General features: G+C 63.8%; 20 protein-coding genes. 14 read left to right on the top strand and 6 right to left on the bottom strand.

Annotation, left to right across the window (positions count from 1 at the left end; genetic code table 11):
* The first annotated feature begins 7 nt into the window (after positions 1 to 7).
* On the top strand, positions 8 to 1573 hold the full coding sequence (locus L9B60_RS20210) for a methyl-accepting chemotaxis protein (RefSeq protein ID WP_249672534.1): 1566 nt from the start codon (positions 8 to 10) through the stop codon (positions 1571 to 1573).
* A 116-nt stretch (positions 1574 to 1689) separates the two neighbouring features.
* Here L9B60_RS20210 and L9B60_RS20205 read toward each other — a convergent pair whose 3' ends face one another.
* Positions 1690 to 2373, bottom strand: a complete 684-nt coding sequence (locus L9B60_RS20205) for an alpha/beta family hydrolase (RefSeq protein WP_249672531.1) — start codon at positions 2371 to 2373, stop codon at positions 1690 to 1692.
* A 453-nt stretch (positions 2374 to 2826) separates the two neighbouring features.
* On the opposite strand from L9B60_RS20205, the gene ccoN reads away from it, so the two are divergent.
* The 10 genes from ccoN to hemN all read left to right on the top strand — a co-directional run bounded on the left by ccoN (position 2827) and on the right by hemN (position 12969).
* Entirely contained in the window at positions 2827 to 4269 is a 1443-nt protein-coding gene (ccoN, locus tag L9B60_RS20200; protein WP_249672528.1) for a cytochrome-c oxidase, cbb3-type subunit I, read from the top strand.
* Positions 4269 to 4877: a cytochrome-c oxidase, cbb3-type subunit II gene (gene ccoO, locus L9B60_RS20195; protein ID WP_249672526.1), complete on the top strand. Its 609-nt coding sequence runs from the start codon at positions 4269 to 4271 to the stop codon at positions 4875 to 4877. Before ccoN ends, ccoO begins: the two co-directional genes overlap by 1 nt.
* A gap of 5 nt (positions 4878 to 4882) precedes the next feature.
* Positions 4883 to 5077, top strand: coding sequence for a cbb3-type cytochrome oxidase subunit 3 (locus L9B60_RS20190; RefSeq protein ID WP_249672523.1), 195 nt, complete (start codon positions 4883 to 4885; stop codon positions 5075 to 5077).
* Positions 5074 to 6051 carry a cytochrome-c oxidase, cbb3-type subunit III gene (gene ccoP / locus L9B60_RS20185; protein ID WP_249672521.1) on the top strand — a complete coding sequence of 326 codons (978 nt, stop codon included), beginning with the start codon at positions 5074 to 5076 and terminating at the stop codon, positions 6049 to 6051. The genes L9B60_RS20190 and ccoP overlap by 4 nt, the downstream gene beginning before the upstream one ends.
* Positions 6052 to 6182: 131 nt before the next feature.
* On the top strand, positions 6183 to 7598 hold the full coding sequence (gene ccoG, locus L9B60_RS20180; protein WP_249672520.1) for a cytochrome c oxidase accessory protein CcoG: 1416 nt from the start codon (positions 6183 to 6185) through the stop codon (positions 7596 to 7598).
* Between the two features lie 12 nt (positions 7599 to 7610).
* Positions 7611 to 8150: a FixH family protein gene (locus L9B60_RS20175; RefSeq protein WP_249672518.1), complete on the top strand. Its 540-nt coding sequence runs from the start codon at positions 7611 to 7613 to the stop codon at positions 8148 to 8150.
* 3 nt (positions 8151 to 8153) lie between these two features.
* Positions 8154 to 10607, top strand: coding sequence for a heavy metal translocating P-type ATPase (locus L9B60_RS20170; RefSeq protein ID WP_249672516.1), 2454 nt, complete (start codon positions 8154 to 8156; stop codon positions 10605 to 10607).
* 16 nt (positions 10608 to 10623) lie between these two features.
* Complete coding sequence (ccoS, locus tag L9B60_RS20165) at positions 10624 to 10833, top strand: cbb3-type cytochrome oxidase assembly protein CcoS (protein WP_249672514.1); 210 nt, start codon at positions 10624 to 10626, stop codon at positions 10831 to 10833.
* Positions 10826 to 11509, top strand: a complete 684-nt coding sequence (locus tag L9B60_RS20160) for a sulfite exporter TauE/SafE family protein (RefSeq protein ID WP_249672512.1) — start codon at positions 10826 to 10828, stop codon at positions 11507 to 11509. Before ccoS ends, L9B60_RS20160 begins: the two co-directional genes overlap by 8 nt.
* 80 nt (positions 11510 to 11589) lie before the next feature.
* Entirely contained in the window at positions 11590 to 12969 is a 1380-nt protein-coding gene (gene hemN, locus L9B60_RS20155; RefSeq protein ID WP_249672510.1) for an oxygen-independent coproporphyrinogen III oxidase, read from the top strand.
* 1 nt (position 12970) lies between these two features.
* On the opposite strand, the gene L9B60_RS20150 is transcribed toward hemN, so the two are convergent.
* On the bottom strand, positions 12971 to 13429 hold the full coding sequence (locus L9B60_RS20150; protein WP_249672508.1) for a hypothetical protein: 459 nt from the start codon (positions 13427 to 13429) through the stop codon (positions 12971 to 12973).
* A gap of 150 nt (positions 13430 to 13579) precedes the next feature.
* Between L9B60_RS20150 and fnr the strand changes: the two genes are divergently transcribed.
* The gene (gene fnr, locus L9B60_RS20145; RefSeq protein WP_249672507.1) at positions 13580 to 14314 is read left to right on the top strand and encodes a fumarate/nitrate reduction transcriptional regulator Fnr; all 735 of its coding nucleotides are present in this window, start codon (positions 13580 to 13582) and stop codon (positions 14312 to 14314) included.
* A gap of 64 nt (positions 14315 to 14378) precedes the next feature.
* Positions 14379 to 14927: an adenine phosphoribosyltransferase gene (locus L9B60_RS20140; RefSeq protein ID WP_249672505.1), complete on the top strand. Its 549-nt coding sequence runs from the start codon at positions 14379 to 14381 to the stop codon at positions 14925 to 14927.
* Between the two features lie 123 nt (positions 14928 to 15050).
* Here L9B60_RS20140 and L9B60_RS20135 read toward each other — a convergent pair whose 3' ends face one another.
* On the bottom strand, positions 15051 to 19910 hold the full coding sequence (locus L9B60_RS20135) for an NAD-glutamate dehydrogenase (RefSeq protein ID WP_249672503.1): 4860 nt from the start codon (positions 19908 to 19910) through the stop codon (positions 15051 to 15053).
* Positions 19911 to 20294: 384 nt separating this feature from the next.
* Here L9B60_RS20135 and L9B60_RS20130 point away from each other — a divergent pair, with 384 nt between their 5' ends.
* Complete coding sequence (locus tag L9B60_RS20130) at positions 20295 to 20657, top strand: hypothetical protein (protein ID WP_249672501.1); 363 nt, start codon at positions 20295 to 20297, stop codon at positions 20655 to 20657.
* A 53-nt stretch (positions 20658 to 20710) separates the two neighbouring features.
* Here the strand turns inward: L9B60_RS20130 and L9B60_RS20125 are convergent, their stop codons facing one another.
* Genes L9B60_RS20125 through kdpC form a run of 3 tightly spaced genes read right to left on the bottom strand, consistent with a single transcriptional unit; the run spans position 20711 to position 24633 of the window.
* On the bottom strand, positions 20711 to 21400 hold the full coding sequence (locus L9B60_RS20125) for a response regulator (protein ID WP_249672499.1): 690 nt from the start codon (positions 21398 to 21400) through the stop codon (positions 20711 to 20713).
* Entirely contained in the window at positions 21397 to 24042 is a 2646-nt protein-coding gene (locus L9B60_RS20120; RefSeq protein ID WP_249672498.1) for a DUF4118 domain-containing protein, read from the bottom strand. The genes L9B60_RS20125 and L9B60_RS20120 overlap by 4 nt, the downstream gene beginning before the upstream one ends.
* A 30-nt stretch (positions 24043 to 24072) precedes the next feature.
* Positions 24073 to 24633 carry a potassium-transporting ATPase subunit KdpC gene (gene kdpC, locus L9B60_RS20115; RefSeq protein ID WP_249672494.1) on the bottom strand — a complete coding sequence of 187 codons (561 nt, stop codon included), beginning with the start codon at positions 24631 to 24633 and terminating at the stop codon, positions 24073 to 24075.
* Between the last annotated feature and the right edge of the window lie 12 nt (positions 24634 to 24645).

The following is a 24645-nucleotide window of genomic DNA, read 5'->3' as shown; positions in this document are numbered from 1 at the left end:
GCCTCTCATGCGTAACAATCAGCCCATCACCCAGCGCGAACGGTCGTTCCCGGCCCAGCAACGCCTGATCTCGACCACCGATGCCAAAGGCGTCATCACTTACTGCAACGATGCCTTCGTCGAGATCAGCGGTTTTTCGCGCGATGAGTTGATCCGCGCCCCGCACAACACCGTGCGCCACCCCGACGTGCCGACTGCAGTGTTCGAGCACATGTGGGCCACCTTGCGCAAAGGCGAGCCGTGGATGGGCATCGTCAAGAACCGCTGCAAGAACGGCGACTATTACTGGGTAAACGCCTACGTCACGCCGATCTTCGACAACAAACAGGTCGTGGGTTACGAGTCGGTGCGCATCAAGCCCACCGCCGAGCAAATCACCCGCGCCCAGGGCCTTTACCTGCGCCTGAACCAAGGCAAACCGGCGATCCCGCGTCGCGACAGCTGGGTGCCGGTGGTACAGGACTGGCTGCCCTTTATTTTGGTCAGCCAGATCAGCTTCTTGATCGGCATATGGCTCAATTCGCCGTGGGGCTTCGCCTTGGCCGCAGCGTTGTCGGTGCCCTTGGGCCTGTTGGGCATCAGTTGGCAGCAACGCGGGCTCAAGCGCCTGTTGCGCCTGGCCGACCAGACCACCTCCGACCCGCTGATCGCGCAGATGTACACCGACAGCCGCGGCGCCCAGGCACGTTTGGAAATGTCCATCCTCAGCCAGGAAGCCCGCCTGAAAACCTGCCTGACCCGCCTGCAGGACACCGCAGAGCACCTCACCGAGCAAGCCCGGCAGTCCGACACCCTGGCGCACAACAGCTCCACCGGGCTTGAACGCCAACGCGTGGAAACCGAACAGGTGGCCACTGCGGTCAACCAGATGGCCGCCACCACCCAGGAAGTCGCCAGCCACGTGCAACGCACCGCCGACGCCACCCAGGAAGCCAACCGCTTGACCAGCCAGGGCCGCACCATCGCCGGTGAAACCCGCGACGCCATCCAGCGCCTGTCGGTGGTGGTGGGGGAAACCGGCCAGACCGTGACCCAACTGGCCAAGGACAGCGAAGAAATCGGCGGCGTGGTCGATGTGATCAAAGGCATCGCCGACCAAACCAACCTGCTGGCACTGAACGCGGCCATCGAAGCCGCTCGCGCTGGCGAAATGGGCCGCGGTTTTGCCGTGGTGGCCGACGAAGTGCGTCAACTGGCGCAGCGCACCGCCGAATCCACCGGGCAGATCCACACCCTGATCGCCAAGCTGCAGCACACCGCCAGCAACGCCGTGCAGACCATGGACGCCGGCCACCGCCAGGCCGAAGAAGGCGTGGCGCGGGTACTACAGGCCGATCAGGCCTTGGTGGGCATCAGCGAAGCGGTGGCCCACATCACCGACATGACCACCCAGATCGCTGCCGCCACCGAAGAACAAAGCTCGGTGGCCGAGGAGATCAGCCGCAACATCAGCACCATCGCCACCTTGGCCGACCAAACCTCGGAGCAAGCGCAAAGCTCGGCGTTGTTGAGTGAGGAGCTGACCAAGACCGCCAACAGCCAATACTCGCTGGTGGAGCGCTTCAACCGCTGACACGTACTGCGACCACACGCATTAATGGGGTAGGAGCGCCTTCATCCGCGAAAAGCACACCCCGTCTGCCAGGCATACGGGGGTGCGCTTTTCGCGGTTCAATCCGCCCCTGGCGCTCAGTTCAAGAACGTCGCAATCCGCTGCGCCGCCGCGTCCAGATGCTGCTCATGAGTAAACCCTGAAGCCTTCAGCGGCTTGAGGTCATGATCCCCCGCCACCAGCCAGCACACCTCGATGGCCTTCGACAACGTGTACGCTTGCACCGCCGCGCGGTTACCCAATGCATCGCGCTCGCCCTGAACAATCAACGTCGGCGTCACCAAATCAGCCAAATGCTCCACTCGCGGCTTTTGCGGCTTGCCCACCGCGTAGAACGGATACCCCAGGCACACCAGCGCATCAGCGCCCAATTCATCGGCCACCAGGCTGGCCATGCGCCCCCCCATGGACTTGCCGCCCACCGCCAACCGCCCGGCCACCTGCGGACGCACCTGGGCATACACCTCGCGCCAGCAGGCCAGCAGCTTGGGCGCCGGGTTGGGCGGGCGCTTGCCACCGTCGATGCGGCGCTGGGCCATGTAGGGAAATTCGAAGCGCAGCACGCCTATGCCACGGGCTGCGAGTTTTTGCGCCATGGCGTTCATGAACTCGCTGTCCATCGGTGCACCGGCGCCGTGGGCCAGAATAAGGCAGGGTGCATCGCCCTTGCCGCCCACCGGGGCGTCCCACAGCCAGCCATTGCGTGCCCATTGCGCTGCACCTTGATCGGCGTCAATACCCGCGCCCTTGCCTTTGTTCATGCTTGCCTCGTTACTCGTCTAAGGGGTGGATTTTGCTAAGCCACAAGCGTTGTGGGGGCTTCGCCTTTCCAGCGCTGCCATCTGGGTCTAAGCTGATTGCCATAACGGTCGAGCCCCATTGGCTCGATGTAGAACAAAAATGTATACATTTTTTTCAACGCTGTAGGGCGGCGTAAATGCCTTGTTGAAATGGCACTTTTACCGCCCACCAAGCGGATTGAAAGCACAAAATGCCGCCTTCGCTGGGGTTCAAGCATTCCCCGTTTTGCAGGGCGCCCATTGTACCGCGCAACAGGCTGCATTTATGCCTTGGGAAGATGGCTGAAATGACCGCGACACTGGGCCGCAGAGCCTCTAGCACGGGGCTCTCGCGTTGCAATGACCTGATGCTTTGCCCATACTTGCGGCCGTTTTTATAATTTAATAACAACACCTAAACCGTGGAACCTTAGAATGAGCACAGCAATCAGTCCGACTGCTTATAACTATAAGGTGGTCCGCCAGTTCGCCATCATGACGGTGGTCTGGGGGATTGTTGGCATGGGGCTGGGCGTGTTCATCGCCTCGCAATTGGTCTGGCCGCAGCTCAACTTCGACCTGCCCTGGACCACCTTCGGCCGGCTGCGCCCCTTGCACACCAACCTGGTGATTTTCGCGTTCGGCGGCTGCGCACTGTTCTCCACGTCTTACTACGTCGTGCAGCGTACCTGTCAGACACGGCTGATTTCCGATGGCTTGGCGGCATTCACCTTCTGGGGCTGGCAAGCGGTGATCGTCTCCGCCATCGTCACTTTGCCGCTGGGCTACACCACCACCAAGGAATACGCGGAGCTTGAATGGCCGATCGCCATCCTGCTGGCGATTGTCTGGGTCACCTACGCGGTGGTGTTCTTCGGCACCATCGTCAAGCGCAAGACCAAGCACATCTACGTGGGTAACTGGTTCTACGGGGCGTTCATCCTGGTCACGGCGATGCTGCACATCGTCAACCACATCTCCCTGCCAGTGAGCCTGTTCAAGTCTTATTCGGCCTACGCCGGCGCCACCGACGCGATGATCCAGTGGTGGTACGGGCACAATGCCGTGGGCTTTTTCCTGACCACGGGTTTTCTGGGCATGATGTATTACTTCGTGCCCAAACAGGCCGAGCGGCCCATTTACTCCTATCGCCTGTCCATCGTGCACTTCTGGGCGCTGATCACCCTGTACATCTGGGCCGGCCCCCACCACCTGCACTACACCGCCCTGCCAGACTGGGCGCAGAGCCTGGGCATGGCCATGTCGATCATCCTGCTGGCGCCCAGCTGGGGCGGCATGATCAACGGCATGATGACCCTCTCGGGCGCCTGGCATAAGTTGCGCACCGACCCGATCCTGCGCTTTCTGGTGGTGTCCCTGGCGTTTTACGGCATGTCCACTTTCGAAGGCCCGATGATGGCCATCAAGACCGTCAACTCGCTGTCGCACTACACCGACTGGACCATCGGCCACGTGCACGCCGGTGCCTTGGGCTGGGTGGCAATGATTTCCATCGGCGCGCTGTACCACATGATCCCGAAAATCTTCGGCCGCCAGCAGATGCACAGTATCGGCCTGATCAACGCGCACTTCTGGCTGGCCACCATCGGCACGGTGCTCTACATCGCCTCGATGTGGGTCAACGGCATCACCCAGGGCCTGATGTGGCGGGCGATCAACGATGACGGCACGCTCACCTACTCCTTCGTCGAAGCATTGCAAGCCAGCCACCCGGGCTACATCGTGCGCGCGCTGGGCGGGGCGTTCTTCGCCAGCGGCATGCTGCTGATGGCCTACAACGTGTGGCGCACCGTGCGTGCCGCCACGCCTGAAGAGGCTGAAGCTGCGGCTCAGATCGTCGTCGTGGGGGCTCACTGATGAAACACGAAGTACTCGAGAAGAATATCGGCCTGCTGGCCTTGTTCATGGTCATCGCCGTGGCCATCGGTGGCTTGACCCAGATCGTCCCGTTGTTTTTCCAGGACGTGACCAACAAGCCCGTCGAAGGCATGAAGCCACGCCCGGCTCTGGAACTGGAAGGCCGCGACGTGTTCATCGCCAACGGCTGCGTGGGTTGCCACTCGCAGATGATCCGACCGTTCCGCGCCGAAACCGAGCGCTACGGGCACTACTCGGTGGCCGGCGAAAGCGTGTGGGACCACCCGTTCCTGTGGGGTTCCAAGCGCACCGGGCCGGACTTGGCCCGCGTGGGCGGGCGTTACTCCGATGACTGGCACCGCGCGCACCTGTACAACCCGCGCAACGTGGTGCCCGAGTCGGTAATGCCGGCCTACCCCTTCCTGGTCGAGCACAAGCTGGACGGCAAGGAAACCGGCAAGAAGATGGAAGTATTGCGCACACTCGGCGTGCCCTACACCGACGAAGACATCGCCGGTGCCCAGGCTGCCGTGAAGGGCAAGACTGAAATGGACGCCCTGGTCGCCTACCTGCAAGGGTTGGGCACCATTATCAAAAGCAAGCGGTGACCACTATGGACATGGGACTGATCCGGGGCTTGGGCACCGTCGTGGTGATGGTGGCGTTCATCGGCCTGGCGCTTTGGGTGTTCAGTGGGCGGCGCAAAAAAGAATTCGACGAAGCGACCTTGCTGCCGTTCGCAGACGACCCCGATGCCATCGAGCACCTCAAAGCGCAAGCTGAAGCGGCCAGGAGCAAAAAACAATGAGTACATTCTGGAGTCTGTACGTCACCGTCCTGACGCTGGGCACCATCTTTTCCCTGACCTGGCTGTTGTTTTCCACCCGCCGCGGCCAGCGCAGCGAAGCCACCGAAGAAACCGTGGGGCACTCCTTCGACGGCATCGAGGAATACGATAATCCGCTGCCCAAATGGTGGTTCATGCTGTTTGTCGGCACCATCGTCTTTGCCCTGGGCTACCTGGTGTTGTACCCAGGCCTGGGCAACTGGAAAGGCCTGCTGCCAGGCTACAACTACATGGATAACGACAAGAAGATCGAATTCGCCAACGGCCAGACCGGCTGGACCGGCGTGCACGAGTGGGAAAAGGAAATGGCCCGTGCCGACGCCCGCTTCGGCCCGATTTTCGCCAAGTTCGCCGCCATGCCGATCGAAGACGTCGCCAAAGACCCGCAAGCGTTGAAAATGGGCGGCCGCCTGTTCGCCTCCAACTGCTCGGTGTGCCACGGCTCCGACGCCAAGGGCGCCTACGGCTTCCCTAATTTGACCGACACCGAATGGCGCTGGGGTGGTGACCCGCAGGTCATCGAAACCACCATTCTGGGCGGCCGCCATGCAGTGATGCCGGCCTGGGCCGAAGTGATCGGTGAACAAGGCGTGGCCGATGTCTCAGCCTTTGTGATTACCCAATTGGATGGCCGCAAGCTACCGGATGACGCCAAGGCCGACCCGGCTGCCGGGCAGAAGATTTTCGCCGCCAACTGCGTGGCCTGCCACGGCCCAGAAGGCAAGGGCACTCCGGCCATGGGCGCACCGAACCTGACCAATCCACAGGCCTTCATCTACGGTTCAAGCTTCGCCCAGTTGCAGCAAACTATCCGCTACGGCCGCCAGGGCCAGATGCCGGCGCAAGAGCAACTGCAGGGCAAGGACAAGGTCCACCTGCTGGCAGCCTACGTGTACAGCCTGTCCCATGGCGAGGCCAAGCCGCAGGAGCAATAAGCCAGCGCCCCCCTGTAGGAGCGGATTGATCCGCGAAAAAGCCGCTGCGGTGTATCAGGTATACGGCAGCGCACCCTTCGCGGATAAATCCACGCCTACAGCGGCACCTTCCACTGCCGCGGGACTCAATGATGAGCAAGCAGATCCCGGTACACGACGTCACTCCACCGCCCTCAACCAAAGGGCAGAGCGTGGACCTGTACGCGTCGCGGGAAAAAATCTACACCCGGGCATTCACCGGCGTGTTTCGCAACCTGCGCCGGGCCGGCGGGGCGTTTCTGTTCCTGCTGTATTTCGGCACCGTGTGGCTGAACTGGGCCGGGCACCAGGCGGTGTGGTGGAACCTGCCGGAGCGCAAGTTCTACATCTTTGGCGCCACCTTCTGGCCGCAAGACTTCATCCTGCTGTCGGGCATTCTCATCGTCAGCGCCTTTGGCCTGTTCTTTATCACCGTGTTCGCCGGCCGCGTGTGGTGCGGCTACACCTGCCCGCAAAGCGTGTGGACGTGGATTTTCATGTGGTGCGAAAAAGTCACCGAGGGTGACCGCAACCAGCGGATCAAGCTGGACAAAGAACCCATGAACGCCAACAAATTCATGCGCAAGCTGGCCAAGCACGGCCTGTGGCTGGTGATCGGCTTTGTCACGGGCATGACTTTCGTTGGCTACTTCTCGCCGATCCGCGAGTTAGCCACCGACTTTTTTACCGGCAATGCCGACGGTTGGTCGTACTTCTGGGTCGGCTTCTTCACCCTGGCCACCTACGGCAACGCCGGCTGGCTGCGCGAGCAGGTGTGCATCTACATGTGCCCCTACGCGCGCTTCCAGAGCGTGATGTTCGACAAGGACACCCTGATCGTGTCCTACGACCCGCGCCGCGGAGAGCAACGCGGGCCGCGCAAAAAGGATGTGGACTACAAGGCCATGGGCCTGGGGGACTGCATCGACTGCACGATGTGCGTGCAGGTGTGCCCCACCGGCATCGACATCCGCGACGGGCTGCAGATCGAGTGCATCGGTTGCGCAGCCTGCATCGACGCCTGCGACAGCATCATGGACAAGATGAACTACCCACGCGGGTTGATCAGCTACACCACCGAGCACAATCTGTCCGGGCAGAAAACCCATAAGTTTCGCCCGCGGCTGATCGGCTACGCGGTGGTACTGCTGGTGATGATGGGGCTGTTGGCCGGGGCGTTTTTCATGCGTGCGCTGGTGGGCTTCGACGTCAGCAAGGACCGCGTGCTGTACCGCGAGAATGCCCAAGGGCGAATCGAGAACGTCTACAGCCTGAAGATCATGAACAAGGACCAGCGCGACCACGTCTACCTGATCGAAGCCAGCGGCCTGCCCGACCTCAAGCTGCAAAGCCGCAACGAAATCCGCGTGGCGGCCGGTGACATTGTCAGCGTACCGGCCGAACTGTCGGTGGCCCCGGAAAAACTGCCCTCCAGCACCAACGAGGTGAAGTTCACCTTGCGCGATGCCGATGACAGCGACATACACATAGAAGCCAAGAGCCGGTTCATCGGCCCCCAAGTACGTTAAGGAACCCTTGCAATGTTTGCAGCGACCGCCACCAGCCCCTGGTACAAACACCTTTGGCCGTGGATCATCATCGGTATCCTGACCTGCTCGGTGACCCTCACCCTGACCATGGTCACGATCGCCGTGGAGAACCCGGATAACCTGGTCAACGATAATTACTACGAAGCCGGCAAGGGCATCAATCGCTCCCTGGACCGTGAACGCCTGGCCCAGGACCTCGCCCTGCGCGCCAACGTTCACCTGGACGAACTGACCGGCGAGGTGGACTTGAAGCTTACCGGCAACAGCAACCCGCAATCGCTGGAACTGAACCTGATGTCGCCTACCCAGCCAGAGAAGGACCGCAAGGTGGAGTTGGCCCTGAGCCCGTCCGAACCTGGCCGCTACGTGGGCCACCTGGACGAGAAAATCGAAGGTCGGCGCTTCGTCGAACTGCTGGGCGAAGACAACGGCCGGACCTGGCGCATGTTCGAAGAAGAACAAGTGGGCCACGACAAGGGCCTGGTGCTGGGCGATGAGCCGTTGCAGGGTGCCGAAGACCTGCGCAACTGAACCATGGACACCCCGACCCCTTGCTTCCACTGCAGCCTACCCGTGCCTGCGGGCCAGCCCTTTCGCGCCAACGTTTTGGGTGAGCTGCGCGCGTTCTGCTGCCCTGGCTGCCAGGCCGTTGCCCAAGCCATCGTCGCCGGCGGCCTGGGCAGTTACTACCAGCACCGAAGCGAGGCCTCGGCCAACCCGCAGACCCTGCCCCGCCAACTGCCCGATGAACTGGCGCTGTATGACCGCGCGGATGTCCAGCAGCCATTCGTCAACCATCAGGGTGAATTGAGCGAGGCTACCCTGCTGATCGAAGGCATCAGTTGCGCCGCCTGCGGCTGGCTGATTGAAAAACACCTGCGCGCAGTGCCCGGCATTGCCCAAGCCCGGCTCAACCTGTCCAACCACCGCCTGCTGGTGCAATGGGCCGACAGCCAGTTGCCGCTGAGCCGCCTGCTGGGTGAGCTGCGCCAGATCGGCTACGCCGCCCACCCCTACCAGGCCGACCGCGCCGCCGAACAACTGGCCAGCGACAACCGCCGGGCATTGCGCCAACTGGGCGTGGCCGGGCTGTTGTGGTTCCAGGCGATGATGGCAACCATGGCCACCTGGCCGGAGTTCAACATCGACCTGAGCCCGGAGCTGCACACCATCCTGCGCTGGGTGGCGATGTTCTTGACCACGCCCATTGTTTTCTACAGCTGCGCGCCCTTTTTTCGCGGTGCCTTGCGCGACCTGCGCACCCGGCACCTGACCATGGACGTGTCGGTGTCGCTGGCCATTGGCGGGGCCTACCTGGCGGGTATCTGGACCGCGATCACCGGGGTGGGCGAGCTGTATTTCGACGCCGTCGGCATGTTCGCGCTGTTCCTGCTGGCCGGCCGTTACCTGGAGCGCCGCGCCCGCGAACGCACCGCTGCGGCCACCGCCCAGTTGGTCAACCTGCTGCCGGCTTCATGCCTGCGGCTGGATGCCGAGGGCCACGGCGAGCGAATTCTGCTGAGCCAATTGCGCAGCCATGACCACCTGCTGATCCCGCCCGGCGCGGTGATCCCGGCCGACGGACGGATCCTGCAGGGGCAGTCGAGCATCGACGAATCCCTGCTCACCGGCGAGTACCTGCCCCAGCCACGCGGTGCAGGCGAGGCAGTCACCGCTGGCACCTTGAACGTGCAGAGCGCCCTTACCGTGGAGGTACTTGCCTTGGGCCAGGACACCCGGCTGTCGGCCATCGTGCGCCTGCTCGACCGCGCCCAGTCAGAAAAGCCGCGCCTGGCCGAAATCGCCGACCGCGCCGCGCAAGGGTTTCTGCTGGTAACCCTGGCCCTGGCGCTGATCATCGGCCTGGTCTGGTGGCAACTGGACCCCGCACGCGCCTTCTGGGTGGTATTGGCAATGCTGGTCGCCACGTGCCCCTGCGCACTGTCGCTGGCTACCCCCACCGCGCTCACCGCCGCCACCGGCACGCTGCACCGCCTGGGCCTGCTGTTGACCCGTGGGCATGTGCTGGAAGGCCTGAACCAGATCGACACAGTGATCTTTGACAAGACCGGCACCCTCACCGAAGGGCGCTTGGTACTGCGCCAGATTCAGCCACTTGCACAAGCCGATGCCGATGCGTGCCATGCGTTGGCTGCCGCCTTGGAACTGGGCTCGGAACACCCGATCGCCCGCGCATTCGGCCACACCGCATTGTTGGCCGACGACGTCAGCAGCGCACCGGGCCTGGGCTTGCAAGGGCTCGTCAATGGCCAGTGCCTGCGCATCGGCCAGCCGGCCTATGTGTGTGCCCTGAGCGGCCAGGCCCCGCCAGCCATGCCGTCCCAGGCGGGGCAATGGCTGCTGCTGGGCAACGAACAGGGCCCCTTGGCCTGGTTCGGCCTGGACGACCGCCTGCGTGACGATGCCCAGGGGCTGGTCGATGCCTGCCACGCACGCGGCTGCACAACCCTGCTGCTGTCCGGTGACAGTTCGCCGATGGTCGCCAGCGTCGCCGCCGAACTGGGCATCGGGCAAGCCCACGGCGGCCTGCCGCCAGACGCCAAGCTGGCGATGCTGCAACGCTTGCAGGCCGACGGGCGCAAGGTGCTGGTGCTGGGGGACGGGGTGAACGATGTGCCCATGCTCGCGGCTGCGGACATCGGCGTGGCCATGGGCTCGGCCACGGACCTGGCCAAGACCTGCGCCGACGCGGTGCTCTTGTGCAACCGCCTGTCGGCACTGGTACAGGCCCTGGCGTTGGCCCGACGCACTCGCCGGGTGATCATCCAGAACCTGTGTTGGGCGGCGTTGTACAATGGGCTGATGCTGCCGTTTGCCGCGGCAGGCTTGATCACCCCGATCTGGGCCGCACTGGGCATGTCCCTGAGCTCGCTGACCGTGGTGCTCAACGCCTTGCGCCTGACCCGCATCAAACCACTGCCGGGCAGCCAGGCCGCGATAGCGCCCCTGCACCCCGCCACCGCCTGAGTTCGCCGGAGCCACCATGCCAGCGCTGTACATCATGATCCCCGCCGCGCTGCTGATCGTCGCCATCGCCGTGTATGTATTCTTCTGGGCAGTGGACAGCGGCCAGTACGACGACCTCGACGGCCCGGCCCATAGCATCCTGTTCGACGACCAGGACCCGCAGCACAAGGCTGCAGTCGATGAGGCCAACCACACCACCGACAACAAGCAGCCGCCCCATGGCTGACCTGTTGCCATTGCTGGCCAGCGCGCTGATTCTCGGCCTGCTGGGTGGCGGCCATTGCCTGGGCATGTGCGGCGGCCTGATGGGCGCGCTGACGTTGGCCATACCGCCGGAACAACGCGGCCGCCGCCTGCAACTGCTGATGGCCTACAACCTGGGGCGTATCTGCAGCTACGCGTGTGCCGGCCTGATCATCGGCCTGGCCGGTTGGGCCGTGGCCACCAGCCCTGCGGCCATGGCGTTGCGCGTGGTAGCCGCGTTGCTGTTGATTGCCATGGGCCTGTACCTGGCCGGCTGGTGGAGCGGCCTGACCCGCATCGAAGCCTTGGGCCGGGGGCTGTGGCGGCATATCCAGCCACTGGCCACCCGCCTGCTGCCGGTGTCCAGCGTGCCCCGGGCCCTGCTGCTGGGCGCCCTGTGGGGCTGGCTGCCCTGCGGGCTGGTCTACAGCACGTTGTTGTGGGCGGCAAGCCAAGGCAACGCGGCCCACAGTGCGCTGTTGATGCTGGCCTTCGGCATGGGCACCTGGCCGGTGTTGTTGGCCACCGGCATGGCCGCCGAACGCACTCGCGCCTTGCTGCGCCAACGCGGCGTGCGCATCGCCGGTGGCCTGCTGGTGATGCTGTTTGGCCTGTGGACCCTGCCCGGCCCGCATCAGCACTGGCTGATGGGCCACTGAACGGGGCCTTGATGCAGGTCAACACCCAAGGCCTGAGCGCACCCTAGACTGCGGGCATTGCTCCCCCAGGGAATACCCGCATGCTCGACGCCATTGAATGGGACACCGACCTGATTCGTCGCTACGATCAGGCCGGCCCGCGCTATACCTCCTACCCCACGGCCGCGCAGTTCAATGGCCAGATCGGCTCGTTCGACCTGTTGCATGCCCTGCGCGACAGCCGCAAGGCCCTGCAACCGCTGTCGCTGTACGTGCACGTGCCGTTCTGCGCACACATCTGCTACTACTGCGCCTGCAACAAGGTCATCACCAAGGACCGTGGCCGCGCCCAGCCTTACCTGCAGCGCCTGGAGCAAGAAATCCAGCTGATCGCCTGCCACCTGGACCCTCGCCAGGTGGTCGAGCAACTGCACCTGGGTGGCGGTACGCCAACCTTTCTCAGCCCTGCTCAATTGCGCCAGTTGATGGCCACCCTGCGCCGGCACTTCAACCTGCTTGAGCACGACGCCGGCGACTACGGCATCGAAATCGACCCGCGCGAGGCCGACTGGTCGACCATGGGCCTGCTCCGCGAACTGGGCTTCAATCGGGTCAGCCTGGGCGTGCAGGACCTGGACCCGGCCGTGCAACGTGCGGTCAACCGCCTGCAAAGCCTGGAAGAAACCCGGGCCATCGTCGACGCGGCCCGCACCCTGCAGTTTCGTTCGGTGAACATCGACCTGATCTACGGGCTGCCCAAACAGACTGTGGAGGGTTTCGCCCGTACGATAGACGAGATCATCCAGCTGCAACCCGACCGCCTGTCCGTGTTCAATTACGCCCACCTGCCCGAACGCTTCATGCCCCAGCGGCGCATCGCCCAGCAGGACCTGCCCTCGCCCGCGCACAAACTGGCGATGCTGCAAGGCACCATCGAGCAACTGACGGCAGCCGGCTACCGCTACATCGGCATGGACCACTTTGCGTTGCCCGACGACGAGCTGGCCATGGCCCAGGAGGACGCCACGCTGCAACGCAACTTCCAGGGCTACACCACCCACGGCCATTGCGACCTGATCGGGTTGGGGGTGTCGGCCATCAGCCAGATCGGCGACCTGTACTGCCAGAACAGCAGTGACCTGAACGAATATCAGAACAGCCTGGCCGGCGCCCAACTGGCCACCCGCCGCGGCCTGGCATGCAGCCCCGACGACCGCGTGCGCCGGGCGGTCATCCAGCAACTGATCTGCCACTTCGAGCTGTACACCGAAGTGATCGAGCAGGTGTTCGACATCGAGTTTCGCGGCTACTTCGCCGATATCTGGCCGCAACTGCAGGCCATGGCCGCCGATGGCCTGATCGAGATCGATAAGCGGGTGATCCGCGTGTTGCCGCCGGGGCGTCTGTTGGTGCGTTCGGTGTGCATGCTGTTCGATGCACACCTGCCCCAGGACCGTCAGCGGTTTTCGCGGGTGATTTGAGTCAGTTACCCAGCAGGCTGGCCACTTTGCCCAGTTGTTCGACGGAAAGGCCGCTGTCCTTCATCGCCTTGGCCAGGCTGGCATTCGCAGTGGCCAACGCACCCTGCAGCGCACCGATGGCGGCCTGCAAACCGCTGGCACGGGCTTGGCGCTGGCTGTCACTGATCTGCCGATTGGCCATCAGCGCCTTGAGTTCGTTCATCTTCTCTTCGAGCTGCTTCTTCAACTCGCGAATAATTTTCAGGGTTTGCTGGATGGTCGGCGGCAGGCCGCTTTGCTCGATGTCCTGGTTGGCACCCCCGGCCTTTGCCACGCCTTCGCGCGACAGGCTGACCTTGATCCCCGTCACCGCTGCTGGGCTTTCACTCGCCAGGGTATCGACGGCGGTCTGCGTACTGGCAGGCGTATCCGTTGCCTGCCATGGGGCTGCACCGTTGAACTTGACGTCTAGGCTGATCATCGCGAAAGGCTCCGTGCGCTTTGGGGGTAGCTTTGTATCGGCCCTGACACATGAGTCTTGAGGCGCCGCCCTGATAAAGTGCATGGCCGCCAACCTCCAGCTGGGGTACCCTTACAGGTATTGTGTGAATTTCCAGAAGGATTTGATGAAATGTCCGAGCCAGTCAAACTGCGCGCCGCCACTCAAGCCCACTGCAAGGATTGCAGCCTGGCGCCCCTGTGCCTGCCGCTGTCGCTGAACCTGGAAGACATGGATGCGCTGGACGATATCGTCAAGCGCGGCCGCCCGTTGAAGAAGGGCGAGTACCTGTTCCGCCAGGGCGACAATTTCAATTCCGTGTATGCAGTGCGCTCCGGCGCCCTGAAAACCTTCAGCCTGAGCGACAACGGCGAAGAGCAGATCACCGGCTTCCACCTGCCCAGCGAACTGGTCGGGCTGTCGGGGATGGACACCGAGGCCTACCCTGTGACCGCCCAGGCCCAGGAAACCACCTCGGTGTGTGAAATTCCGTTCGAACGCCTGGACGAGCTCTCCGTGCAACTGCCGCAACTGCGTCGCCAACTGATGCGGGTGATGAGCCGAGAGATCCGCGACGACCAGCAAATGATGCTGCTGCTGTCGAAAAAAACCGCCGACGAGCGGATCGCGACCTTCCTGGTCAACCTCTCGGCACGCTTCCGGGCGCGCGGCTATTCAGCCAACCAATTCCGCCTGAGCATGTCGCGCAATGAAATCGGCAACTACCTGGGGTTGGCGGTGGAAACCGTATCGCGGGTGTTCACGCGCTTCCAGCAAAACCAATTGATCGCCGCCGAAGGTAAAGAGATCCACATCCTGGACCCGATCCAGCTCTGTGCCCTGGCCGGCGGCACCCTCGACGCCTGAGTTCGACCTGACCGATCGAACAGGTATACTGGCGCGCATTCAGCTTCCTGTGGGCACCTAGACAATGGTTTTCGACGAACTCAGCTTCAAATCCCTGATCCGCCCCGTGGTGGACTTCCCCAAGCCGGGCGTGATCTTTCGCGACATCACCCCGCTGTTCCAGTCGCCCAAAGCCTTGCGCCTGGTGGTGGACAGCTTCGTGCACCGCTACATCGACGCCGACTTCAGCCACATCGGCGCCATGGATGCCCGCGGCTTTCTGATCGGCTCGATCATTGCCCATGAGCTGAACAAGCCACTGATCCTATTCCGCAAACAAGGCAAACTGCCGGCCGACGTACTCAGCGAAGGCTACGCCACCGAATACGGCGAGGCATTCCTGGAAGTGCATGCCGACAGCCTGTGCGAAGGCGACTCGGTGGTATTGTTCGACGACCTGATCGCCACCGGCGGCACCCTGATCGCCGCTGCCAACCTGGTACGCCGCATGGGCGCCAGCGTGCACGAGGCCGCCGCGATCATCGACCTGCCAGAGCTTGCCGGCTCCCAGCGCTTGCGTGACATGGGCGTGCCGGCCTTCAGCCTGACAGCGTTTTCGTTGAGCGAAAAATAAGCAGCGACCCAGCCGTGCCCCTTGCTGTTCCTTTCGCCGATGTATTCGCGAAAACAGCGCCGCCGGGATGACAGCCATAAAAAAACCCGCCATGACGGCGGGTTTTTTTATGGCGCAAAGGCGTTATGGGTTGGACGACCCACTCAAGGCCAGGTCCATCAACTCCCGGTTCGCCACCGCATACATCGCGTAGTCGGTACCGGTTGCCGCCTTGAGCTCTTCAAGCATGGCACGCCAGCGCGCCACCATGGCCTTGTGCTGCTCTAGCCACAACGCCACGCGCGCGTCCATGTCCTGCGGGGCATCGGCCATTTGCAACACGGAGATGGTGATCGCCCGTTGCTGGAAGTCGATGTCATCGCGGAATGCTTCGCGGGCCAGGGCCTGCCAGTTGTTTTCCACGGGCAGGCTGCTGATTTGCTGCAGGTACCAATTCAGGTCCAGGGAACTGCCGATGGCGAAGAACGCCTTGGCCACCTCGGCGGCGTTTTCACCGGTGACGTCAGACGCCTCGATGATCGGCAGCAGGGTGTACAGGTGGCTGGTCCCGGCCACCATGCGCGCCAGCAACTCCGGCACGCCAGCCTCGACGTACGCCTGGTAGCGGGTTTGCCAGACTTCGCGGGTCGGGCCTTCCAGCAGTTCGTCCAGCTTGAGCCCCAGGGCGGCGATGTGCGGACCGAAGTGCGCGACATCGCGGGCCGCGTCCAGTTCGTTGCGACGGCTGCGCAGGAACCAGCGCGTGGCGCGGCGGCCCAGGCGCATCAGCTCATCCATCAGTGCCAGTTGCACGTCGGCCGCCACCTGGTAGTCCAGCGCCTCGATCTGCCGGAACCAGTGCGGCAGGTGGAAGATGTCGCGCACGATCACGTAGGCCCCGGCGACGTTGGCCGGGCTCATGCCGGTCGACTCCTTGAGGCGCTGCACGAAGGTGATGCCCATGTTGTTGACCAGGTCGTTGGCGATCTGGGTGCTGACGATCTCGCGTTTCAGGCGATGGCGGCGCATGGACTCGGCGTACTTGCTGACCAGCGACGGCGGGAACGCGGTTTCCATGTCGCGGGTCAGGTAGTCGTCATCCGGCACCTGGGACTTGAGCAAGGCTTCCTTGAGGTCGATCTTGCTGTAGGAGATCAGCACGCTCAACTCGGCACGGGTCAGGCCTTGCTTGGCCGCCAGGCGCTCGGTGAGTTGCTCCTCGGTGGGCAGGAACTCGATGGCGCGGTCCAGCTTGCCCCGGCTTTCAAGGTCGGCCATCAGGCGCTTGTACTCGGCCAGCCGCTCATAGGCGCGACGGGCCGCCAGGCTCAGGGCCTGGGTTTGCTTGTAGTTGTTGCCAAGTACCAGGTGGCCGACCTCGTCGGTCATGCTGCCCAGCAGCAGGTTGCGCTGCTTCTCGGTCATGTCACCGGCCTGCACCACTTCGTTGAGCAGGATCTTGATGTTCACTTCGTGGTCGGAGCAGTCCACGCCACCGGCGTTGTCGATGAAGTCGGTGTTGGTGGCGCCGCCCTGCAGGCCGAATTCCACGCGGCCCAGTTGGGTCATGCCCAGGTTGCCGCCCTCACCCACCACTTTGCAGCGCAATTCATTGCCGTTCACGCGCAATGCATCGTTGGCCTTGTCGCCGACGTCGGCATGGGTTTCTTCGCTGGACTTGACGTAAGTACCGATGCCGCCGTTCCACAGCAAGTCGACCGGCGCCTTGAGCAAGGCGTTCAGCAGCTCGGTGGGGGTCAGCTTGTCGGCCTTGATGTCAAAGCGTTGCTGCATCTGCGGGGAGATCGCGATGCTTTTCGCGCTGCGCGAGAAGATCCCGCCACCGGCGGAAATCAGGCTGGCGTCGTAATCGGTCCACGCCGAACGCGGCAGGTCGAACAGGCGCTGGCGCTCGGCGAAGCTTGCGGCTGCTTCGGGGTTGGGGTCGATGAAAATGTGCAGATGGTTGAACGCCGCCACCAGTTGCAGCTTGTCGGACATCAGCAAGCCATTGCCGAACACGTCGCCGGCCATGTCGCCGACACCGACCACGGTGATGTTGTCTTGCTGCACGTTGATGCCGCGCTCGCGGAAATGGCGCTGCACGCCGACCCACGCGCCCTTGGCGGTGATGCCCATCTTCTTGTGGTCATAACCGGCCGAGCCGCCCGAGGCAAACGCGTCACCCAGCCAGAAGCCGTAGTCGATGGCGATGCCGTTGGCGATGTCGGAGAACGTCGCGGTGCCTTTGTCGGCCGCCACCACCAGGTAGGGGTCGTCATCGTCGTGGCGCACCACGTTGGCCGGTGGCACCAGGCCGCCGTCCTTGAGGTTGTCGGTGATGTCCAACAGGCCCGAGATGAAAATGCGGTAGCAGGCGATGCCCTCTGCCGCAATCTCGTCACGGCTGCCGCCCAACGGCAAGCGACGCGGCAGGAAGCCGCCCTTGGCGCCCACCGGCACGATCACCGAGTTCTTGACCTGTTGCGCCTTCACCAGGCCCAGCACTTCGGTGCGGTAGTCTTCCTCACGGTCCGACCAACGCAGGCCGCCACGGGCCACGTTGCCAAAGCGCAAGTGCACGCCTTCCACACGCGGCGAGTAAACGAAGATCTCGAACTTGGGCACCGGCTTAGGCAGCTCGGGGATCAGCCTGGGGTTGAACTTGAAGCTGAAGTACGACTTGGCGTTGCCGTTGGCATCGGGCTGGTAGAAGTTGGTGCGCAGGGTGGCTTTGATCAGGTCCAGGTAACGGCGCAGGATGCGGTCTTCGTTGAGCACCTGCACGTCGTCCAGGGCACTGAGAATGGCCTGTTCCAGGCGCAGCTGCTTGTCATCCAGGTCGTCGGCGGCCAGCTTGCGGGCCAGGTAGAAACGGGTCTTGAACAACCGGGTCAGTTCGCGGGCGATGTCGGTGTGGTTGTTCAAGGTGCTGGCGATGTAGCCCAGGTCGAAGCCCAGGCGGATCTGCTTGAGGTAACGGGCGTAGGCACGCAGCAGGGCTACGTCGCGCCACGGCAAGCCGGCCGTCAGCACCAGGCGGTTGAACGCATCGTTTTCGGCGTCGCCCTGCACGATGTGCACGAAGGCGTCCTGCAGCGTGTCGTTGAGCTGCTGGATGTCCAGGTTCAAGCCTTCGGCCGCGGTGAAGGCGAAGTCATGAATCCAGTATTCGCGGCCATTGTTGTGGCGCAGGCGATACGGGAACTCGCCCAGCACGCGCAGGCCCAGGTTTTCCAGGATCGGCAACACGTCGGACAGCGCCAGCGGAGTGTCGGCGTGGTACAGCTTGCAGTGCAGTTGCTGTTTGCCGGTTTGCGCCAGCGGCTGGTAGAAGCTCATCACCAGCGGGCGTTTTTCCGACAGGGCCAGCAAGTGCTGCATGTCGACCACCGCCGAATGCGCGGCAAAGCGCTCGCGGTAACCGGCCGGGAAACCTTTCGGGAAATCGGCCAGCACGTTGGTGCCCTGGGCTTCGCCAAAGCTCTCGACGGTGAGGCTGGCGTAGTCGTCCTGCCACGAGCGGCAGGCCTGGATCACTTCGTTTTCCAGTTGCAGCGGGTCGATGTCGATGCGGTTTTTAGGGTCCACGCGCAGGATCAACTGCACACGGGCCAGCACCGACTCAGAGAAGAAGGTCCAGAACTCGCAGTCGCTGGCCTTCAGGCGTTCCATCAGCACTTGCTGGATTTTCTGCCGCACTTCGGTGGAGTAGACATCGCGCGGCACGTAGGCCAGGCAGTAGCAGAAACGGCCATACGGGTCTTTGCGCAGGAACACGCGGATCTTGTTGCGCTCCTGGATCTGCACGATCGACATCACGGTGCTGAACAACTCGTCCACCGGGGTCTGGAACAGGTCGTCGCGCGGCAACACCTCGACCACCTGGGCCAGCTCCTTGCCCAGGTGAGCCTTGGCGTCGAAACCGGAGCGGTTTTCGATCTCGGCGACCTTGCGGCGGATGTAAGGGATCTGGTGCACGCTTTCGCCGTACACCGTGGAGGTGTACAGGCCCATGAAGCGGCATTCCTTGACCACCCGGCCGTCGGCGTCGATCTGGCGGATCGATACGTAGTCCGGATAGGCCGGGCGGTGCACGCGGCTGGGGTGCGCGGCCTTGGCGAACGACAGCAGCATCGGCTCGTTCAGGTAATTGACGGCATAGTCTTCGATGCGCAGGTCTTCGCCGGTGAGGCCGGCGCGCAGCAGGCGGGTCAGGCCCAGGAACGACGACTCGTCGTAGACCAGTTGGCCGCCACCGTTTTCGTTGTTGACGACGAATTCTTCATAACCCAGGAAGGTGAAGTGGTTGCCCACCAACCATTCGAGGAACACCTTGATCTCGGCTTTTTCATCGGCCGGCACGGCGGCGTAGGCGGTCTGATCCACCAGCGCAAGCATGTCGCGGACCTTGGCCTTCATCGGCTCGAAGTCGGCCACGGCCACGCGCACTTCCACCAGCACCTGCTCAAGCTCCTTGGCCAGCAGGTTCAGTTCGGCGGCGTTGGCACAGCGGTCGATCTCCAGGTACATCAGCGATTCTTGCAGGATGCCCTCGCCCTGGGTGCCTTTGGCCAGCACTTCCAGGAGCTCGCCGCCACTGCCACGGCGCACGCTGAGCACGGTGGTTTGCAGGGTATGGATGCTGTAGCCGCGACGGTTCAGTTCGGTGCGTACCGAGTCCACCAGAAAAGGCAGGTCGTGATGCAGCACTTCGACCGCAGTGTGGGTCGATTGCCAGCCATGGCGCTCATAGTCGGGGTTGTACACGCGGACCTGGGGCTGGGCGTGGTCGAAACGCTCCAGCAGGCGCCAGGCCGACAGGGTGCAGCCAGCCAGGTCCGAAAGCCTGCGCTGGGTAAGTTCGTCCAGAGAAATGATGCCAAAGAACTGATCGGCGAACAGCGCCACTTGTGGCAGTGCCTGTTCACTGATGTGCTGCGCCAGGGCCGACTGCAGTTGATGCTGAAAATCGGCTTTGCTGGCCGCGGTGAAGAACGCCATCTGTGGTACTCCGCTTGGGCTTGTTATTGAATGAAGCGTCGCGTGCTTCCCCTGTTGGGATCAACCATAGCCAACCCGCTGCCACAGGGGAGGAAAAACCGAAAAACGGCGAGCCGGAACATCGGGCAGGGCCCGCCGGGTCTCGGCACGGGCACATTGCACTGCGCCCATAACTGCTCAGCTTAACGAGTGGGTATGACCGTGTGCTTGCGGCCCTGCGACATATTCGGTCATTGAGGAGTTGTCGTACGAGCCAGCTGGTACGGGCGTGCAAAACCGTTTGTCGGTTTTGACACGATCACCGCTTCCAAGGGCGCTTTATTTTCAGATCGGGGTCAAACAGTGGCAGAATCCAGGCTCTGCCCCTAATAACGGAATGACCCCATGCAATTTCAAGCTAGCCAACTGATGGTCAATCCGTGCGATGACGAAGAAGACAACATGGCGCTGCTGTGCTGCCATGATGCCGACGGCAAACTGTTCATGCTGACCCGCATGGCCGACGACAACGATGTCGAGCTGACCCTGGGGGAAGAGGACCCCTGCTTCGTTCGCGATTTCAAGATCACCCTGGACGACAAGACCCTGCTGATCGAGTTGGCCGCCGAAGACGGCGACGTGCTCAATGGCGACACCGAACTGGCCATCACCTACGACAGCAGCGCGGTGGATTTGCCAGAGGTTGAAGAGACGTTGCGCAACATCCTGGATGGTACCGGGATCTATGTGAGCCACTTGCCACGCTGAGATTTGCGGCGCCGGGTTCGCGGATTTATCCGCGAACCCGGCGCCGCCGATTTTCACCCCTGCGCCAACCGATACCCCACCCCCGGTTCCGTCACGATAAACCGCGGCGCCGTGGGGTCATCGCCGAACTTTTGCCGCACATGCCCCACCACGATGCGCAGGTAGTGGCTGTCGTCGACGTGGGTCGGCCCCCAGATGTCCTTGAGCAACTGTTGCTGGGTAATCACCCGCCCCGGGTAACGCGCCAGTTGCGCGACCACCGCGTACTCCTTGCGGGTCAGCGACACCTCGGCACCGTCCAGCAATACCCGGCGCAAGGCCAGGTCGATGGTCAGCGGGCCGATGCTCACGGCCGGCTCCTGGGCTGCGCCCGCCGGTAGCAAGCGCAACAGCGCACGCACCCGAGCCAGGAACTCCTGGATACCGAACGGCTTGGTCACGTAATCGTTGGCACCGCCGTCCAAGGCTTCCACCTTCTGGATCTCGCTGGCGCGCACCGACAGCACCAGCACCGGCACCTGGCTCCATTCACGCAGTTCGCGCAGCACCTGCTGGCCGTCCATGTCGGGCAGGCCCAGGTCCAACACCACCAGGTCGGGGCGGTTCAGCGCGGCCTGGCTCAGGCCCTCGGCGCCGTTGGCCGCCTCCAGCACCTTGTAGCCCTGGGACACCAGGCTGATGCGCAGGAACTTGCGGATCTGCGGTTCGTCGTCCACGACCAGGATGGTGGCGGTCTGGCTCATTCTTCGGTTCCGGGCTGGGTTTGCACCGGCAAGCATAGAGTGATGCACGTGCCTTGGCCATCCAGGCCATCACCCACCAGGATGCGCCCGCCATGAGCGCCGATCATGCCCTGGCAAATCGCCAGGCCCAGGCCCGTGCCCTGCCCGCCGCGGTCGCCACGGGCGGCGGTGTAGAACATGTCGAAGATTTTCTCCCGCTCGGCCAGCGGGATGCCCGGGCCCTGGTCGCTGACGGCGAAGTACAGTTCCTGCTCGCTACCGCCGGCGGTGATCTGCAGGCGCCCGTGGGGCGGCGAAAAGCGCGCGGCGTTTTCCAGCACGTTGACCAATGCCTGCTCGATCAACGCCGCGTGTACGTACAGCAACGGTAATTGGGTCGGGACTTGGACGCTTACCTGCAGCGGCGCCAACACCGCACGCAAGCGGTTCAGCGCGCTGCCGACGATGTCCGCCGGCGACACCCAATCGCGGGAAAGCTTCAAGGCACCGTGGCCCAGGCGGGTCATGTCCAAAAGATTCTGAATGTAGCGGTCCAGGCGCTCGGCTTCATCGCGGGTACCTTCCAGCAGTTCCTCGCGGTCGGCCTTGGGGATCGCATCGCCCAGCGACAACAGGCTGTCGATGCTGCCGCGCATGGCGGTCAGCGGCGTACGCAGGTCGTGGGACACCGAGGCCAGCAACGCACTGCGCAATTGTTCGGTTTCACCGTGCAGGCGTGCCGCCTCCAGGTCTTCGCCCAGCCGTGCGCGGGCCAAGGCCTGGGCCAGCGGCTGGCTCAAGGCACTGAGCAGGCGTCGACGCTGGGCGCTTAGCGGGCGGCCTTCACGGTCGCGCACACCGAGCATCGCCAACGGCCCCTCCTCCACCGACACCGGCCACCACCACCAGCGCCCCGACGGCAACGTGCCGGTGCCCATGCCTGCGGCCTGGTCGTGTTGCCAGGCCCAGTCTGCGGCGGCTTGTTCGTTTTCGGTCAGGTCCAGGGCGGTGCCATTGGCGATGTGCCAACTGCCATCGGTGTTGCGATCCAGCAGGCACAGGCGCAGTTCTTTCCAGCCATCCAAGTGCTGGCCGGCCGCGCTGAGCACGGCCTTGCGGTCGGTGGCCGCCGTGAGTTTGCGCGACAGGTCGAGCAGTTCGCTGGTTTCTTCCTGGGTGTCGCGCAGCGCTTGCAGTTGCCGCCGCTGACGGGCGGCCAAGTTGCCGGTGAGCGCCGCCATCAACAGGAAGAACATCAGCGTCAGCACGTCTTCTTCGCGCTGGATGCTGAACGAGAAATTGGGCGGGATAAACAAAAAATCGTAAGCCAGGAACGACAGCGCCGCGCAGGCCAACGCCGGGCCCAGGCTGCTGCGCACCGCCACCAGCAGCACCGCCGCCAGAAACACCAGGGAAATGTTGGGCAACGCCATCACGCTGGCCACGCCCCAGGCCAAGGCGCTGGCAGCCACCGTGGCCAACAGGGCCAGGCCGTAGTCGAACCACACCCATGCCCCTGGCGCGCGCAGCGTGGGGTTGGGCCGCGCGTCGTCGCGGTCCAGCACGTTGATCTCCAGGCCCCGGGCATTGCCCAGCAAACGCGCCGCCAAGCCGCCACCGAACAGGCGCCGGCGCCAACTGCCGCCCGACTGCCCCACCAGCACCAGGCTGGCACGGCGCTCGGCGGCATGCTGGATCAACGTGCGCGCCACCTCGCCGGCGCGCAGCACTACCACCTCGCCCCCCAGGCGTTCGGCCAGTTGCTGGGCACTCTGCAGGCGCAGGCGCGCGTGTTCGTCGCGCAGCTTGCCGGTGTCCACATGCACCAGGCTCCAGGGCAAGTGCCGACGCTGCGCCACACGGCTGGCGTGGCGCACCAGCCGTTCGGCCTGGGCGTCGCCGTCGATGCCCACCAGCAGGCGCCCACGCAAGGCCGGCGCCGCCTGGCCCAACTGCTGGTAGCCCTGGGCCAGGTCGGCATCCACTTGCGCCGCGGCCGTCTGCATCGCCAGTTCGCGCAGCGCCGTCAGGTTGGTCTGGGTGAAAAAGGCGTCGATGGCGGCGCGCGCCTGCTCTGGCACGTACACCTTGCCGTCGCGCAGGCGTTCGAGCAGCTCGCGCGGCGGCAGGTCGATCAGCACCAGCTCATAGGATTCCTGCAGCACCCAGTCCGGCAAGGTTTCGCGCACCTGCACGCCGGTGATGCCGCGAACCTGGTCGTTCAGGCTTTCCAGGTGCTGGACGTTGACCGTGGTGTACACGTCGATGCCCGCCGCCAGCAACTCCTGCACGTCCTGCCAGCGCTTGGCATGGCGGCTGCCGGGGGCATTGCTGTGGGCCAACTCGTCCACCAGCACCAGTTGCGGGCGGGCCTGCAGCAGGCCGTCCAGGTCCATCTCTTCAAGCACCACGCCACGGTACTCGGAGCGCAACTGGGGGCGCTGCGCCAAGCCACCCAGCAAGGCTTCGGTCTCGGCGCGGCCATGGGTTTGCACCACCCCAGCCAGCACCTGCACGCCTTGGCGCACCTGGGCATGGGCCGCCTGGAGCATGGCGTAGGTCTTGCCCACCCCGGGGGCTGCGCCCAAAAACACCTTGAGCCGCCCGCGACCTTCGCGGGGCAGCTCGGCCAGCAGCGCGTCGGCGCGTTGGGCATCACTCATGGCAAGCGCTCATGCAAAAGCTCGTGTCGATCATTGGGAAGTTGACGGTAGCTGATCCAGCGCCCAGTTCAAAGCCAGCACGTTGACCACCGGCGGGCCAAACAGCGAGGTCTCGGTGTGGCTGGCCACCAGGCTGCGCAGCGCCTGGACCGGCAGATGCCGCGCCGCCGCCACCCGCGCCACCTGATACTCCACGGCCAATGGCGGCAAATGCGGGTCCAGGCCGCTGGCCGAGGTGGTCAGCAACGCCTGCGGCACCGGGCCCTGATCGGCTACATACAGCTTGGCGGCGTCGTCCTTGACCCGCGTGGCCAAGGCCGGGTTGCTCGGCGCCAGGTTGCTGGCACTGCTGGACACAGTGGCAAAGGCCCCGGCCGAGGGGCGCGGGTGGAACCAGTTGTCGCCGCTAAAGTCCTGGGCGATCAGGCTGGAGCCGCGCACCTTGCCGCCGGCGTCACTGACCAGGCTGCCATTGGCCTGGTCGGGAAAGGCCGCTTGGGCCACCGCAGTCACTGCCAGTGGATAGGCGACGCCGGTGATCAGGGTCATCAACACGATCAGGCTCAGGGCCGGACGCAAATAAGTCGACATCATCGAATCCTC

The sequence above is a fragment of the Pseudomonas abieticivorans genome (genome assembly GCF_023509015.1).
GTDB lineage: Bacteria > Pseudomonadota > Gammaproteobacteria > Pseudomonadales > Pseudomonadaceae > Aquipseudomonas > Aquipseudomonas abieticivorans.
This window is presented reverse-complemented; position numbering and strand designations above follow the sequence as displayed.